The sequence below is a fragment of the Comamonas sp. 23 genome (assembly GCF_049601575.1).
GTDB lineage: Bacteria > Pseudomonadota > Gammaproteobacteria > Burkholderiales > Burkholderiaceae_C > Comamonas > Comamonas squillarum.
The window spans coordinates 2,152,628-2,166,629 of sequence record NZ_CP187127.1; the positions used below are offsets into that span (position 1 = coordinate 2,152,628).

A 14,002-nucleotide genomic window follows, 5' to 3' on the forward strand; every position below is an offset into this window, starting at 1 on the left:
ATATATAGGCGCATCTCGATCTGTGCCGGTTTGAGGGCGCGGCCGATTTGCAGCGCTGCCTGCTGCGTTGGCAATGTTGACCGATGGGAGGGCGTGCGCGATACCTTCCCTCTGCGCTTGGCCGCCTTGGATGAGGCGTGTTGGCACGCGGCGTGGGTGCAGGCCCTGCAGACTAGGGTGAGCGTGAGGACCAAGACGATGGCGACAAGGATTCGCAGCTGCGATGGAGCACGGCGCGACGCCGCAGCTTACTGCCGTTTTACGATGGGGATGTGGTAGATGTTGCCATCGTAGGAGCTGGCCAGAAATTGGGCGTTGTCGCTGTCAAAGCACAGCGATGAGATGCCCGCAGAGGTCGGGCGCACGGAGGGCTGCCATTGCCTTGTAGCAGGGTCATAGACGGCCACGTAGCCATGGTAGGAGCCCGTGGCAATCCATTGGCCATCAGGGCTGGCGGCAACACATTTGATGGAATGCCGGTGAGGGCTGTCCAAGTCGGTGGATGCAAAATTCTCCCAGATACGCAGCTTGCGATCCCGGCTGACGCTGACAAAGCGCTCGTTGGGCAAGGCGGCACAACCGTTGGCAATCCGGCTGTGGGCATCGCGTTTGGTGAACAGCTCGCGCAAGGTCGCAATCGACCACCAGGCGGCGCTGCCATCTGCGCACACGGAAAACAGCATATGGCTGGAGGCGGCGATCGATTTGACGGCGTTGTCATGCAGCTGCAGCGTTGCGACATGGTGTACAGCCCCATCTTGCGCAAGGGCAAACACCAGGCCTTCACCCGTGTAGCTGCCAATGACCATATGGTCAATGCCGTTACGCAGGAATGCAGCGCCGCAGTTCAAGGGTGATCGGTGTTGGTAAAGGGGCTCGCCCGTCGTGGCATCGAACAGCGTCCCTGTTTGGCCGCCAGTACATATCTTGTTGCCGATGGGAGTGAGGAAGTTGCACAGGCTGCGCAGGTCACGGAGGGCTTGGCCATTGGTTTTGAGAATTCCGGCGTCCCCTATCGATACCACGCCAGAGAAGTGGTGCAGGGCTGCGTTGATGCCGTCTGTGGCGCAGACCTTGTCGAGATTCCATTCGCCCGTTGGGATATGGAAGACCGCATAGGAGGAGCCAAAGGTGGCAAACACCAAGGTGTTCTCGTCTAAGAAGGCGCAGGACCTTGGCCATACCTCCGGTGGAATGGTGGATTGCGCGATGGGTGTGAGGGCGCTGGATGCCACCTTCCAGACACGCAGCAGCCGGTCGTAGCTCAAGCTCACCAGCAATTGCTCGCTGTCCTGGTAAACCAATCGCTTGATGCCAGCCTGGTGCGCAGCTGTTGCCTGGCGATGGCCGCCGTCGATGGTCAAAATCATGCCGGCATCATTGCCAGCATAGACGGTGCCATTGTTGGCGATGGCAATGGTGTCGGTCTCTACGCCGCCGAGGTCGATGTCCTGGAGCAGGTCCCCTGTTGCCAATGACCATTGTTTGAGCGTGCCGTCGTCGCTGGACGATAGCAGCGTCTGGCCGTTGGCGGACCAGGCGATAGAGATCACATCGGCCCTATGGCCTTTGAAGCATTGCCTGAGACAGCCTTTGAAGTCGTATACCCTGACGTGGTGGTCACGTGAGGCAGTGGCAATAAGCGCCTCGGCCGGGTGGAACTGGGCCATTTCTACATCGTCCCCATGGTCGGACAGCACGGAGATGAGCTTCATGCTGGGCACGGACCACAACCTGGCCGTGTGGTCGCTGGAGGCACTGATTAAATAGTTTCCGTCGCTGCTGAAGGACAGCTGGTTGGCCAAGTGGTCATGCCAGGTACGGGCCAGTGCGATTTTTTGGTGGGCATCCCACAAGATCACCTGGTTGTCGTATCCGGCGCTTGCAATGTAGCGACCGCCATGGGTGGCAACGCCGCTGATGGGCGATAGATGGGCAATCATGGGGTTTCCTTCCGGACGGGCGGGACGTCTATTGAATGGCGTGAATGTTTGACCTTGGTTTCTAGGTAGTGGCGATTATCGGCATCGACAAACACCCCGGTAGGGATGCGTGACTCCACGGTAATGCCGGCCATGGTGAGCTGTTTTTGTTTGTCGGGGTTATTGCTGAGCAAGCGGATGGTTTGGATGCCCAGCGCTTCGAGCATGTCAGCGGCGACCTGGTAACTGCGCTCGTCATCTTTATGGCCCAAGGCCCGATTGGCGGCATAGGTATCCAAGCCTTGATCTTGTAATAGGTAGGCTTCGAGTTTTCGATAAAGGCCAATGCCTCGGCCTTCTTGGCGTAAATACAAGAGCAGGCCACCTTCCCTATGCAGGTGTTGCAGTGCTTCCTGGAGCTGGGGGCCGCAGTCGCAGCGTGCGGAGGCCAGCGCGTCGCCCGTGATGCACTCTGAATGCAGGCGCACCAGCGGCGCTTTGGTGTCTGAGCCCTCAAACCGTACCGCGAAGTGCTCGCCGTGATCGCTCAGGTTGCCAAAGCTGATGATTTCGGATCTGGCCTTGTGTCCATTTCCCAGAATGATGGGCACCCGCACAATGCTGCGAACCCGGGGGGTGGCTAAGGCATTTTCTCTGTCTTTTGAAGCGCCGTTTATGCACTGATATGAGTCCATGGTGAATCCCCGTTGGCATCGTATTTGTATACAAGATTAAAGTGAATTTTTAACCGCCGAGGAAGAAAGATACTACGTGCTTATGCCTTAGTCACGGCTTCAGTTGTTTCTGCGGAGAGACAATATTGATAATTTGCTTTTTATTTTATTTTTAAATTATTTAATTGAAGTTATTAATGTTTTTAATTTTATGCGATAAGGCCAAATCTGCGAGTGACGGGTTTTCGTTGATTACTGGAAATTTTGAAGTATCTAGCGGGTTATAGGGTTCTGGCGGATATATTGGGGAGATTTTTGGGCTTGGTGGTGTTACATCCCCAGGCTGGGTTGTTTGCAAGCGTTGCTGCAATGGCTGGCGCTAACGCTGGGGCCGCGATGCATGCCGGCGCCACCCGCCGCCTGGTCCACCGCAGGCAGGGCGACGCGTGGCGGTTGTGGCGCAGCCTTGCCCATGCGGTGTGGCAGCTGCTCACCCATCCAAGACGGCGTGCAGGAGCTTCTGAGGTGAGCGAGCCCACGTGCGCAGGGGCTTACGGGAGGAGATACGCCCCGCAGAAATGGGCGCTTTTTCCAGTCCTGCAAAACCGGTGCGGCCCGTCCTACGGCTATCGGACGGCGATGACTACCCGGCTGGACCGCGCCGCTGTTTAGCATTGAACCCAAGGCCGAGACATGGCGGTAGTGCTCTCACCGGCACCCCGCATCGGCCCCTTTGCAATCCCGCTTTCCAACACAGGAGAACCCTATGAATACGATCAACACAGCATCGAGCGTGATCTCTTCGGACAAGGTGCAAGGCACCAAGGTGTACAACCCCAATGGCGACAAGCTGGGCTCGGTGGAAAGCCTGCTGCTGGACAAGCTCACGGGCAAAGTCCGCTATGCGGTGATGGAGTTTGGCGGCTTTTTGGGCATGGGCACCGATGTGTACCCGCTCCCTTGGGAAACGCTGAAGTACGACACCGGCCTGGGCGGTTATGTCGTGTCGCTCACCAAGGAGCAGCTGGAAGGCGCGCCGCGCTATGCGCGTGAGACGACGCAGGACTATAACGACGAGTACGGCCGCAAGGTGAACGAATACTACGGCGTCCCTTGGATCTAACGTGGCGGGGCTAATACAGGCCCTGATACTTCGTTGCGCAACCTTGCCGTACTTGCAGTACTGTCTGCGGTTGCGCGCCTCGTCTCAGAACCTGTCTTAGCCCCTTGAATGGGTCGGCTGTTGATTTAAGCCTCCAAGAAAGCAGCCCGCTGGTTCAGCGGGCTGCTTTTTTACTGGCTAATCGTTGGGGTTGTTCTATCAGCACTTCGAATGCATATGCGCATAGTTGGTGACGCCTGATTCGGGGCTGTCTTAGTCTCATTTTCGGTTTGCTGGTGCGTGTTACCGGCTCATCGACCTCGTGCTGTATCCAGCGCTTGGTTTATTTTTTCCGCTTACAGAACCACAGGCAGCCTCACAGTGAATGTGGTGCCGGAATCTGAACAAGATAGCACTGTCAGGCTTCCCTGGTGGGCTGCGACGATCTGCTTGCAGATGCTCAGGCCCAGCCCCATGCTGGTGGCGGCAGACTTGGGGCCCTGGAAGTAGGGATCGAACATCTGGGCCATCACGTCGTCCGGCACCAGAGGTCCTTGGTTGTTGACCAGAATGACGATGTCTTGTCCTTCCACGCTGCCTGTGATCCGTATCGGCAAGTCCGGTGCACCGTAGGCAACAGCGTTTCCTAGCAGGTTGGACAGGAGTTGTTGAATGCGTGGGGTGTCGACACGTACCGCCACTGGTAGCTGAAGCGATGCAATGATGTCATGGCGGGGATGCGCTTCTACGAACTCATTGATCACTGTTTGTAAAGCCGCCGAGAGGCTTTCCGTGGGTTCAGTGGCAATGGATATTTCGTGGCCGGCCCGGCCTTTGGCGTAATCGACCAGATCATCTATGAGCTTGCTCATGCGGCGAGCGCTGGTAGCGATGCGCTCTCCGAGCTTCGCCGCTTTGGGCTCGTCGCCCCGTGAGAGCATCTTTGCGCCCATCGTGATCGCCTGCAAAGGGTTGCGTAGATCGTGGGCGACAACGGCCAGGAACACCTCGCGGGCGTTGCCCGTCTCTTTAAAGCTCTGAATCTCGTTGCTCAGCTGCTGGGATATCAGCTGGTCTTGAAGAAGCTTGCCGAGAATACCGGCGCACGCGGTACAAATCGCTCGGTTTTTCTCGCTCGTGATGGGCCTGGGCTCTGCGTCCAAGGCAAACAAATTGCCGAAATAGCTGCCATCTGTGAGCAGAATCGGTTCGCTGATGTAGGCGCGAAATCCGTAGAGCTTGGGCGTTCTATGGTCGCGAAAAACAGGGTGGTCCAGGGCATCATCAAATGCAATCCCGAGCTGGGATTGCATGACGTCCTTGCACAGGGTGCTGTACACATCCAGTTCATCACCGGCCTTCATGCCGAGCCCCATGTCGTCCACCACAGCGCATGCACGCCACATGTTGGAGCGAACCCAGGCCATGCCGACCAGACCCATGCCAGTCTGGGCTTTCACGATTTCAAGAATGTAGTGTGCGGCCCTGGAATTCGTCGCAGTGAGGACGCTCTGGTCGATGTCAGCTGGGGTGTTGATGGCGTCTCTCCTGCCTGTGCGCGGCAGTATAGCAAAAGGCCTGGGCCCGCGAGAGCCCGATATCGAATGACCGCAATGGGGTGAATTCACTGTCGCGAGCTGCCATCGCAGCCATGGCGGCTCCTCTGTTCAGGTCTTGGCGATCTTTTCAAGGGCCTGGCAATGCTGCGATGCACTGCGCTCACTGATGCTGCCGATGCCATCGGTCTTCCAGGGCGCCAATTTGCCAGATCCATGACACGAAGCAAGGGGTAGCGCAGATGTTCTCAGACCCCCTCGACAAAGCAGCCCGCTGGTTATTCAGCGGGCTTTGTGGTTGTGCGCTTAGAAATCGTACTTGGCGGTCAGCGTGAACTTGCGCGGCGCGCCGTAGTAGATCTGGCTGCCGGCAAAGTCGAAGTAGGTTTTGTCGAACAGGTTGTTGATGTTGAGCTGCAGCGACAGCTGGCGCGAGATGTCGTAGCTGGCCATCAGGCTGGCGACGGTGATGGAGCCCTGGTCGCGGCGCGCCTCCACATCGGTGGAGGTGGTCGTGGTCGCATAGGTGGCGTCGCGCCAGGTCAGGCCCCCGCCGACCTTGAGGGCGCTCCAGTTGCCCCGCAGGCGGTAGCTGGTGTAGAGGTGTGCCATGTTGTTGGGGCGCTGCGACTGCAGGCGCGCGTCATCGGCCGCGCGGGCATCGGCCCGGGCAAAGCCGGCGATCAGCTGCCAGCCCCGGGCCAGCTCGCCGGAGACCTCGGCCTCAAAGCCCTTGCTGGTGACACCTTTCTCGCCCCGGTAGGCGGGGTTGCCGGTGCCGCCAATCATGTTGTCGCCGTCTTGCACGGCAACATTGTCCTGGGCGATGCGGAACACGGCCAGGGACGCATTGACCTTGCCATCGAGAAACGCGGCCTTGATGCCGGCCTCGTAGGCTTTGCCAGTCACAGGGTCCAGGTAGCGGCCCTGCGTGTCCTGGTAGTTTTGCGGCTGGAAGATATCGGTATAGCTGGCGTAGACGGTGTAGGTAGCGTTCAGGTCATACAGCAACCCAGCGTAGGGCGTGAAGACCTTGTGCTTGCGCGTTTCCGTCAGGCTCTGGCTTTCCCAGCGGGATTCGCGCCCGCCTACGATGAGCTTGAGGTCATCGGCCAGCGACAGGCGCAGCGCGCCGTAGACGGCGGTCTGGCGCGTGCGGTCATCGCCCAGCGGGCGGAAGGCGCCCCAGACCGGCTCGGGGTAGGAGCCATCCCAGTCAAAGATATTGCCCACGGGGGTGGCGGTGTAGGCATGGTTGCCGTAGGCGTAGTTGGACTGGCTGCCGGTCAAGCCCAGCACCGCCTCATGCTTGCGGCCGAGCAGCTCAAAAGGCCCGGTGGCCTGCAGGCTGCCGCTGTTTTGCGCAAAGCTCTGGCGCGAGTAATTGGGGTAGGGGCCCAGGCCCAGGCCGGTGTTCCTGTCGGGCTCGCTCAGCAGGTAAAAGAGCTTGGAGGTGTAGTCGGCATCGAGGCGGCTGGCGTTGGCCTTGATGGACCAGCCATTGTCAAAGCGGTGCTCGAGCCCGGCGTAGGTGGTGCGGCTGGTAGTGTTCCACTCGGTCCAATCGGCGCCAATGCTGAACGAGCGCGGCCAGTGCGTGGCGCTGCCATCCTGGTAGACCATGGGCAGGCCGCCCCAGGTGACGCCGGTGGGGCGCTTGGCCTGGTGCTCCAGGCCGATCCAGGCGGTGGTGTTAGGCGTCAAATCGGCCTCGGCGGTGGCGAGCAACGCGCGGTTGCGCGTGTGGTAGCGGTCCAGGTGCGAGTCGCGCTCATCGGCCATTGCGGCCACACGGGCGCGGATGCGGCCGTCGTCGGTCAGCGGCGTGCTCAGGTCCAGGGTGGCGCGGCGCTCGTTCCAGGAGCCCAGGCTGGCGCTGGCCGAGCCAGTGAAGGTCTTGCTGCTGGCGCGTTTGCGCACCAGGTTGACGGAAGCACCGGGGTTGCCAGCGCCGGTCATCAGGCCCGTTGCTCCACGCACCACCTCGATGCGGTCGTACAGAATCGGGTCGAGCATCGAGGCGCCAAAAAAATCATTGGCGACATAGGTGGGCACGCCGTCGTACTGGTAGTTGTCGATGTAGAAGCCCCGGGCGTCCAGATCGGTGCGGTCGCTGTCCGAGCTGATCGCCGAGATGCCGGTGATATGGCGCGCGGCCTCGCCAATGCTGGTGATGCCCTGGTCCTCGATCTGCTGGCGCGTGAGCACGCTGACCGATTGCGGCGTCTCGCGCGGCGACAGCTGCAGGCCGGTGGCGGCTGCCGTGCTGCGGATGGTGTAGCTGCCGGTGCCTTCGGTGGTGGCACTGCGCTCGGCTTGGGCGGTCACGCGCAGCTCCGGCAAGGTGATGCTGGGCGCGCCTTGTGCAGCGGCAGCCGGAGCTGCGGCAGCCGCTGCTGCGGTGGGTGCCACACGGCGCACCACATAGCTGCCACTGGCATCGCGCTGGGCCTGCAGCGGCAAGCCCGCCAGCAGGCTGCCCAGCGCCTGGCCCACATCGGCGGCGCGCTGCACGCCGGGGCTGCGCAGGCCGGCAACGGTATCGGGCGCGAACGAGATCAAGGTGCCCGATTCCTGCCCCAGGCGGTTGAGCGCCGCAGCCAGCGGGCCGGCGGGGATGGAGTAGCTGCGCGCTGCGGGGGGGCTGGCCGGCTGCTGCGCCTGCGCATGCGCAGAGCTGGGTGCCAGCGCGGCAAGGCTGGTGCAGGCGGCCAGGCCCAGGCACAGCAGATGGGCGCAAAGCGCGGTGCCACGGGGCGTGGCGGGGGCAGAGAAGCGAGTGCGGTACATGCGAATAGGTCCCGAGTTTGACAAGCTGGTGGCAGCGCGCCGCCATGGTTTATGCGGCGCTTGTGCAGGGCTTGACACGCGGGCTGGGCCAATTGGCCACCTTTTTTTGGAATGCGTTGCGGGGGGGCCTGGCAGATCAGCTTTTATCCACCGTGACCCACCAGCGCGTGCGGGTGGTAATGCGCAGCGGCAAGCTGCGGCTGAGCGCGGCCAACACGCGGTCCGTATCCAGCAGCGGGTAGCTGCCCGATATGCGCAGCGCGGCGGCCTCTGGGGTGCAGTGCAAGCGGCCGGGGCGGTAGCGGGCCAGCTCGGCGATAAAGTCGCCCAGGCGCATATCGTTGGCCACCAGCATGCCCTGGGTCCAGGCCAGGTCGGCAGCGGTGGCGGCGGCCTCGCGCCGCAATTGGTGGGCGGCGATGCGGCCTTGCTCGCCTGCAGCCAGGCGCAGGGTCTGGCTCGTATCGTTGCGCAATTGCAGCTCTACCTGGCCTTCTTGCACCTGCACCAGCGTGTCGTCCGCGTACTGGCGTACGCTAAAGCGCGTGCCAATGGCACGGGCCCAGCCCTGGCTGCTGCGCACACGCAAGGGGCGGGCCTGGCCGGTCGCAGGGTCGGGGCTGGGGTCGGCAGCGCTCTCGATCTGGATCTCCCCGGCGCGCAGCACAATCAGCCGCTCGCTGCTGCTGTAGCGCAAGTCCACGGCCGTAGCGGTATTGAGCAGCAGTCGCGTGCCATCGGCCAAAACCGTGCGCTGCTGCTCACCGGTGGCGGTTGAAAGATCGGCGCTGGCGCTGAGCCAGGCCTGTTCACCCAGCGGGCTGTGGCCCAGGGCCAGCAGGCCGCCGGCACCGGCGCCCAGCATCACCGCCAGGCGCACCGCGTGGCGGCGCGACAGCGCGGGGGAGGCGAGGGTCTGCACTGCCACTGCCGTGGGCACGCCACGCAACTGGCCATCGATCTGCGCCATGCGCTGCCAGGCCTGGGCATGGAGCGGGTCGGCATCGAGCCAGCTTTGCCACTGCTGGCGCTTGCGGCGGGCAGCGGCGCTGTCGCCGGGCTCCAGATCGAGCAGCCAGCGCACGGCGGCTTGGGCAACGGCGGGGGGGATGGCAGCGGGCAGCGCGCCTGGCATGGCCTGCGCGCCTAGCGGCAGGCCGCTGGGCAGGGGATCGGGCGCGGCCATCTCAGGGCTGGTCCGCAAAATAGCAGCGCTCGGCCGCTGCGGCCAGGTGGCGGCGCACGCTGGTGCGCGATATGCCCAGCTGCTGGGCAATCTCTTCTTGTGTCAGGTCCTCCAGCCGCCACAGCAAAAAGGCCTTGCGGGCGACCACGGGCAGGCCGCCGAGCAGGCGGTCAATGGCGACCAGGGTCTCGAGCACCATCAGCTGTGCGTCGGGCGGCGGGGCCACCGGCTCGGGCAGCAGCGCAAGCGCATCGAGGTAGGCGCGCTCGATCTGGCGGCGGCGCAGGTGGTTGGACAGCAGGCGCTGCGCAATGGTGGTGAGGTAGGCGCGCGGCTCCAGCAGTGCCTGGAGTTGCGGGCGCTGGGTGCCCAGCACCCGCACAAAGGTGTTTTGCGCCAGATCGGCCGCATCCCAGGCGCAGCCGAGCTTGCGCCGCAGCCGGGCGACCAGCCAGCTGTGGTGCGCCTCGTACAGGGCATGCACCGGGTCGACAGAGGGTGAGGGCGGAATGCCGGGGCCTGGGTGCATGGTGTGGGAAGTGAGGCGATGAGAATGGTTCTTATTATATGTAAACAGTAGTCAAATATGGATAATGCGATTCATTCGCGTTATTGCATTGCGCCATTGCTGCACCATCGCTGCGATCCCTGTCTGGCCGCTGCCGTGCTGGCGCTGGTGGGCGGCGGTTGGCTGGGCTGGTCGCACTGGCGCAGCCAGCCGCTGTTTAGCGAGCACTACGCCACCGTGCGTGGCCAAGCGCTGCAGGTGCGGCTGCCCGATGGCTCGCAGATGCTGCTCGACGCCGCATCGCAGGCGCAGGTGCAGCTGTTCCGGGGCCGGCGCGAAGTGCGCTTGCTCGAGGGCCAGGCGCTGTTCCATGCCAGTGCCGATGCGCAGCGCCCGTTTGAGGTGCGGGCGGGGCACACGCTGGTAACGGTGCTGGGCACCAGATTCTCGGTACGCCATACCCGCGCCGGGCTGGATGCGGGCCAGACGGTGGTCGAGGTCGAATCAGGCCGGGTGCGGGTGGGCGCAAGCGGGTGACGTTGACAAGGGCGGCCAGACCCTGGCCGGGCCGGCAGCGGTGGAGCTGGTCGCCGGCCAGCGGGTGACCGCGCAGGCCGAGGGCAGTCTGGCAGCGCCGCAGACCTTGGCAGTGGGCAATGTCGCTGCCTGGCGCAATGGTCGGGTGAATTTTCAGGACGCACCGCTGGCGCAGGCACTGGCCGAGTTTGAGCGCTATGGCGATACCCGCCTGGTGGTGCGCGACCCGGCCGTCGCTGCGATGCGCATGGGCGGCAGCTTTAAGCTGCGCGAGGCGACCAGCTTTGCCCAGGCGCTGCCGCTGCTGCTGCCGGTGCGGCTCAAGACCGAGGGCGGGGTGACGGAGATTGTGAAGGCGCGTTGAGGTGGGAGCGCAGGGCTAGCTTGCAAGGCCATGGGCTGGTTCCGCGGCAACAGAACAAGCGGTACCGTGGTTTTCCCAAGCATGGCCAACATGCGATCGGCACCGCCCCCCAAGGCGCCTCACTTCAGTTCGACCGTGCGGGCGTCCGGTGGGCCGCCACCCGGTGGACCCCCACCCGATGGACCGCCACCTGGCGGGCTTGCCCCATCGCATGTTGGCGATCCAGGTCGCAGGCGCTGCCAACCATTGTCTCGGCCTTCCCGCGCGGCATGCAGCGCGCGCGAAGCGTTGAAAAATTCGCCATAGGTGACGGCAAGGTGCGCTGCGCAGACATGGAAAAAGCCCACCGAGGTGGGCTTTGAGCGCGATCTACATCGCAGCTGGGGTTGCTGCAACCGTGGTCACTTGGGCTGGGTGTTGGGTTGCTTGCTGTCCTGCTGCTTCTGGCCAGGATTTTGTTGTTCCTGCTGACCAGGTTTTTTTTGGTCTTGGCCCGGTTGCTTCTGGCCCGAGTTGGGTTGTTGCTGAGACATGGTGATTCCTTCAATCAAATGGTTGACAAGGTGCTTCTGTCGCTAGCGGGAGCGCCTCTCGTTTTCAGTGTTTTGACGATGCATTGCACTGGTCATCAGTGTGGGTGGTCCAGTTCTCTCCAGACGTAGGACGGTGAGGCTCTTACATCGTGATTTGTACACGCCACATCTGTCACAACAAAAGGGGGGTGAGCGATGTTATTTCCTGCGGCGTGCTGTTTAAGGCCATTAAAAGGAGTAGCTTGTTTACAGGCGACTCAACCTGAATTGCCCTTATGAGACCGGAGGTCTATATGTTTTCACTTGTCCGTCACCAGCGAAACATGGAATTTTGGCGTGATATGCGCAACTTCTTTCTGTTGCCGCAGGACCCATTTTCCTCGTTGTCGGTGGAAGTAAAAAGCCCACAAAAACAGCAGCCAAAAGACGAGCGCGCTCGGAGCAAAAAACGCAAGTAGGCCTGCTTGTCGTTTCAGAAATCGCCATTGAGGCGGTTTTGATGTCCGAGCAATCGGCGAGCACCCTGGCGAAAACGGGGTAAATCAAAGCACCGCTAGTCGGTGCTTTGTTTTTTGCGGCAATCCCCGCCCCGGCGGGCGGGGGCACTGCCGGCAAAGACCTGAGCTGTGTCGCAGATACCGGGACGGCCCCTTCGCTTCAAACGTAAGTGTTTGCTGTTTGCGGTTTAAGGTCTTTAAAAGCGGTAGTGTGGCAATAGGCGATCCATCCTGATTAGCCACCATAGACCGGAGGTCTATATGTCTTTTATAGATAAAACCATTTTCAATATACGCGCAAGAACGCAAGTGCCTGTTGCCGACGTAGATAGCCGTGATGCCTCTGATGACGACTACATATTCCACCAGCCCTTTCGCACCATGGCTGAGCCGCCAGAGCCATTGACCAAAAAAATCTATATCACCAAAGTCGTGCGCCTTTTGCAGCAGGCGGCTGTCAATAAGCCAGCGGCCTGATCACTGAAGGAGATCACTATGTTTGTATTTCCACTGTGGGTTAAGGGGTCATTTTGGTCCAGCTTGAAAAGCTGGGCTTTTCCATGGATACCCATTCCGCTGCCGATCGAGAAAGCAGAAACGCATCTGCATACGCAAAATGTGCAAGAGCAGGAGCAAGAACAAAAAATTAACCGAGATGCCTAAGCTTTCAGAAATGGTGTTCGCGAGCCATGAATGGCAAGCCATTTGAACCTCACCCCATAGGTTGGCCCGCTCTGACTTGATGGGGTGCTTCTTTTGCGCGAAGTATGACTTTTAGCATCGCTTGCATACATCAAAAGCCGGTGAGGGCGGGGCCAGAATGCATCCACGGTGCTGCCTGACCTACCGCTCGCTTCGGCCAATCCGCCTGCCCGCCAGCCTGCGTAGCCACACACTCCTGGGCTTTGAGCGTGCATACCGTGCGCATATCTGCAAGGTCGATGAGAACCTGCAGACCTCAAGGCGCTGCCGCCCCACAAAAAATAATCCAAATTTTTTCCCGACCGACCTGAGGGTTCTGCCCACCCGTGCGACTCCATGGGTAGTGCTGGCTATTTCCAGGCAGTTGGAGACCTTGTTTATGCGGCAGTCGCGCAGTGTTTTTGCACCCCGGGCCTTGGCCCTGTCTTTGTTCGTGGCGGAGGCCATTCCCGCTGGGGCGCAGGCCCAGGCCGATGCCCCGGCCCAGGTGGCCATTGCCGCCCAGCCTTTGGGGCAGGCGCTCCATACCTTGGCCCAGCAAACGGGGCTGCAGCTGTTGTATGCCCCGGCCGTGGTGGCGGGCAAGCACGGGCCGGCGGTATCGGGCAGCATGGCGCCACGCCAGGCGCTGGCGCAATTGCTGGCAGGCAGTGGCTTGGTGGTGGTGCCCCAGGGGCGGGCCCTGGTGATCAAACCGGCCGAGGCGGCCGTGCCGCAGAGCGGGGCCGAGACCACGTTGGTGCCGGTGACAGTGCAGGCCGATGCGCTGCGCGAGAGCGCCTCGGGGCCCGTGGGCGGTTTGGTGGCCCGGCGCAGTGCGACGGCGACCAAGACCGATACGCCGCTGTCGGAGACGCCCATGTCGGTGACGGTGGTGCCGCGCGAGCAGATCGTGGCCCCGGGGCGCTGATTCGCTGGACCAGGCGCTAGAGTACTCGGCGGGCATCATGCCGCTGCAGGGCGGGGCGATGCGCCATATCGGCACGGGCTTTACCGTGCGCGGCTTCAATGTGACCGGGGCGGCGCCACTGTACCTGAACGGCGCGCGCTTTCCCATCAACTCGCTGAGCGGGGCAGTGGAGCCCTATGCCTATGAGCGGGTGGAGGTGCTCAAGGGCCCGGCCTCGATCCTCTATGGGCAGGCAGCGCCGGGCGGCGTCTTCAACCTGGTGAGCAAGCGCCCCACCGATGCGCCGCTGCGCGAGGTGGAGCTGGAGCTGGGCAGCTGGAACAAGAAGCAGATCGCGGCCGATGTGAGCGACCAACTGACCGAGGACGGGCGCATGCGCTACCGTCTGACCGCGCTGGCGCGCGATGCGGACGGCATGATCGACGAGATGCGCAATGACCGCCTGTCGCTGCCGGGCCTGAGCCTGGGCGCCGGTGTGCGCCATGTCGGCTGGCAAGAGATAGACCGCATGCGCATGCCCACCTACACCTTGCTGGATGCTGCTGTGCGCTACCAGTACCAGCAGTGGCAGTTGGCGTTGAATGTGAAGAACCTGGCCAACAAGACCTACCTGTCGGCCTGCACCGGCGTCTGCCTGTACGGCGATGCGCGCAATGTGACGTTGACGGCGCGGGTGAATTGGTAAATGGGAGGAGGGCAGCGGCGCGGGCATGGCGCTGCT

General features: G+C 62.1%; 14 protein-coding genes. 7 read left to right on the forward strand and 7 right to left on the reverse strand.

Annotation, left to right across the window (positions count from 1 at the left end):
* Window positions 1-248: 248 nt before the first annotated feature.
* Together ACPEE1_RS09630 and ACPEE1_RS09635 are read right to left on the reverse strand one after the other, a co-directional pair.
* Window positions 249-1,943 carry a WD40 repeat domain-containing protein gene (locus tag ACPEE1_RS09630; protein WP_182342276.1) on the reverse strand — a complete coding sequence of 565 codons (1,695 nt, stop codon included), beginning with the start codon at window positions 1,941-1,943 and terminating at the stop codon, window positions 249-251.
* Window positions 1,940-2,617 carry a GTP cyclohydrolase II gene (locus ACPEE1_RS09635; protein WP_423936171.1) on the reverse strand — a complete coding sequence of 226 codons (678 nt, stop codon included), beginning with the start codon at window positions 2,615-2,617 and terminating at the stop codon, window positions 1,940-1,942. Before ACPEE1_RS09635 ends, ACPEE1_RS09630 begins: the two co-directional genes overlap by 4 nt.
* Before the next feature lie 745 nt (window positions 2,618-3,362).
* Between ACPEE1_RS09635 and ACPEE1_RS09640 the strand changes: the two genes are divergently transcribed.
* A complete protein-coding gene (locus tag ACPEE1_RS09640) occupies window positions 3,363-3,719 on the forward strand; it encodes a PRC-barrel domain-containing protein (protein WP_021028025.1) in 357 nt (118 codons plus the stop codon).
* Window positions 3,720-4,054: 335 nt separating this feature from the next.
* On the opposite strand, the gene ACPEE1_RS09645 is transcribed toward ACPEE1_RS09640, so the two are convergent.
* The 4 genes from ACPEE1_RS09645 to ACPEE1_RS09660 all read right to left on the reverse strand — a co-directional run bounded on the left by ACPEE1_RS09645 (window position 4,055) and on the right by ACPEE1_RS09660 (window position 9,759).
* Complete coding sequence (locus tag ACPEE1_RS09645; protein WP_423936173.1) at window positions 4,055-5,158, reverse strand: sensor histidine kinase; 1,104 nt, start codon at window positions 5,156-5,158, stop codon at window positions 4,055-4,057.
* Between the two features lie 402 nt (window positions 5,159-5,560).
* The gene (locus ACPEE1_RS09650) at window positions 5,561-8,044 is read right to left on the reverse strand and encodes a TonB-dependent siderophore receptor (protein WP_182342267.1); all 2,484 of its coding nucleotides are present in this window, start codon (window positions 8,042-8,044) and stop codon (window positions 5,561-5,563) included.
* 136 nt (window positions 8,045-8,180) lie between these two features.
* A complete protein-coding gene (locus ACPEE1_RS09655) occupies window positions 8,181-9,230 on the reverse strand; it encodes a FecR domain-containing protein (RefSeq protein ID WP_182342264.1) in 1,050 nt (349 codons plus the stop codon).
* Between the two features lies 1 nt (window position 9,231).
* The gene (locus ACPEE1_RS09660; RefSeq protein WP_116924256.1) at window positions 9,232-9,759 is read right to left on the reverse strand and encodes a sigma-70 family RNA polymerase sigma factor; all 528 of its coding nucleotides are present in this window, start codon (window positions 9,757-9,759) and stop codon (window positions 9,232-9,234) included.
* A 57-nt stretch (window positions 9,760-9,816) separates the two neighbouring features.
* Between ACPEE1_RS09660 and ACPEE1_RS09665 the strand changes: the two genes are divergently transcribed.
* Both ACPEE1_RS09665 and ACPEE1_RS09670 read left to right on the forward strand, forming a co-directional pair.
* The gene (locus tag ACPEE1_RS09665; RefSeq protein WP_232539381.1) at window positions 9,817-10,275 is read left to right on the forward strand and encodes a FecR family protein; all 459 of its coding nucleotides are present in this window, start codon (window positions 9,817-9,819) and stop codon (window positions 10,273-10,275) included.
* 40 nt (window positions 10,276-10,315) lie between these two features.
* A complete protein-coding gene (locus tag ACPEE1_RS09670) occupies window positions 10,316-10,639 on the forward strand; it encodes a hypothetical protein (RefSeq protein ID WP_232539380.1) in 324 nt (107 codons plus the stop codon).
* 401 nt (window positions 10,640-11,040) lie between these two features.
* Here the strand turns inward: ACPEE1_RS09670 and ACPEE1_RS09675 are convergent, their stop codons facing one another.
* Complete coding sequence (locus ACPEE1_RS09675) at window positions 11,041-11,172, reverse strand: hypothetical protein (protein ID WP_260719762.1); 132 nt, start codon at window positions 11,170-11,172, stop codon at window positions 11,041-11,043.
* A 758-nt stretch (window positions 11,173-11,930) separates the two neighbouring features.
* Between ACPEE1_RS09675 and ACPEE1_RS09680 the strand changes: the two genes are divergently transcribed.
* The 4 genes from ACPEE1_RS09680 to ACPEE1_RS09695 all read left to right on the forward strand — a co-directional run bounded on the left by ACPEE1_RS09680 (window position 11,931) and on the right by ACPEE1_RS09695 (window position 13,966).
* Window positions 11,931-12,146 (forward strand): hypothetical protein, encoded by a 216-nt coding sequence (locus tag ACPEE1_RS09680; RefSeq protein ID WP_182342261.1) that lies wholly within the window; start codon window positions 11,931-11,933, stop codon window positions 12,144-12,146.
* An 18-nt stretch (window positions 12,147-12,164) separates the two neighbouring features.
* A complete protein-coding gene (locus ACPEE1_RS09685; protein ID WP_182342259.1) occupies window positions 12,165-12,332 on the forward strand; it encodes a hypothetical protein in 168 nt (55 codons plus the stop codon).
* A gap of 454 nt (window positions 12,333-12,786) precedes the next feature.
* Window positions 12,787-13,281: a secretin and TonB N-terminal domain-containing protein gene (locus ACPEE1_RS09690; RefSeq protein ID WP_423936178.1), complete on the forward strand. Its 495-nt coding sequence runs from the start codon at window positions 12,787-12,789 to the stop codon at window positions 13,279-13,281.
* A 37-nt stretch (window positions 13,282-13,318) separates the two neighbouring features.
* A complete protein-coding gene (locus ACPEE1_RS09695; protein WP_232539378.1) occupies window positions 13,319-13,966 on the forward strand; it encodes a TonB-dependent receptor plug domain-containing protein in 648 nt (215 codons plus the stop codon).
* Window positions 13,967-14,002: the final 36 nt, after the last annotated feature.

Bases quoted from the DNA above. Each gene is read 5' to 3' on its own strand.
- ACPEE1_RS09630 (WP_182342276.1), bottom strand. From the start codon at position 1,943: ATGATTGCCCATCTATCGCCCATCAGCGGCGTTGCCACCCATGGCGGT.
- ACPEE1_RS09635 (WP_423936171.1), bottom strand. From the start codon at position 2,617: ATGGACTCATATCAGTGCATAAACGGCGCTTCAAAAGACAGAGAAAAT.
- ACPEE1_RS09640 (WP_021028025.1), top strand. From the start codon at position 3,363: ATGAATACGATCAACACAGCATCGAGCGTGATCTCTTCGGACAAGGTG.
- ACPEE1_RS09650 (WP_182342267.1), bottom strand. From the start codon at position 8,044: ATGTACCGCACTCGCTTCTCTGCCCCCGCCACGCCCCGTGGCACCGCG.
- ACPEE1_RS09655 (WP_182342264.1), bottom strand. From the start codon at position 9,230: ATGGCCGCGCCCGATCCCCTGCCCAGCGGCCTGCCGCTAGGCGCGCAG.
- ACPEE1_RS09660 (WP_116924256.1), bottom strand. From the start codon at position 9,759: ATGCACCCAGGCCCCGGCATTCCGCCCTCACCCTCTGTCGACCCGGTG.
- ACPEE1_RS09665 (WP_232539381.1), top strand. From the start codon at position 9,817: ATGGATAATGCGATTCATTCGCGTTATTGCATTGCGCCATTGCTGCAC.
- ACPEE1_RS09675 (WP_260719762.1), bottom strand. From the start codon at position 11,172: ATGTCTCAGCAACAACCCAACTCGGGCCAGAAGCAACCGGGCCAAGAC.
- ACPEE1_RS09680 (WP_182342261.1), top strand. From the start codon at position 11,931: ATGTCTTTTATAGATAAAACCATTTTCAATATACGCGCAAGAACGCAA.
- ACPEE1_RS09685 (WP_182342259.1), top strand. From the start codon at position 12,165: ATGTTTGTATTTCCACTGTGGGTTAAGGGGTCATTTTGGTCCAGCTTG.
- ACPEE1_RS09695 (WP_232539378.1), top strand. From the start codon at position 13,319: ATGCCGCTGCAGGGCGGGGCGATGCGCCATATCGGCACGGGCTTTACC.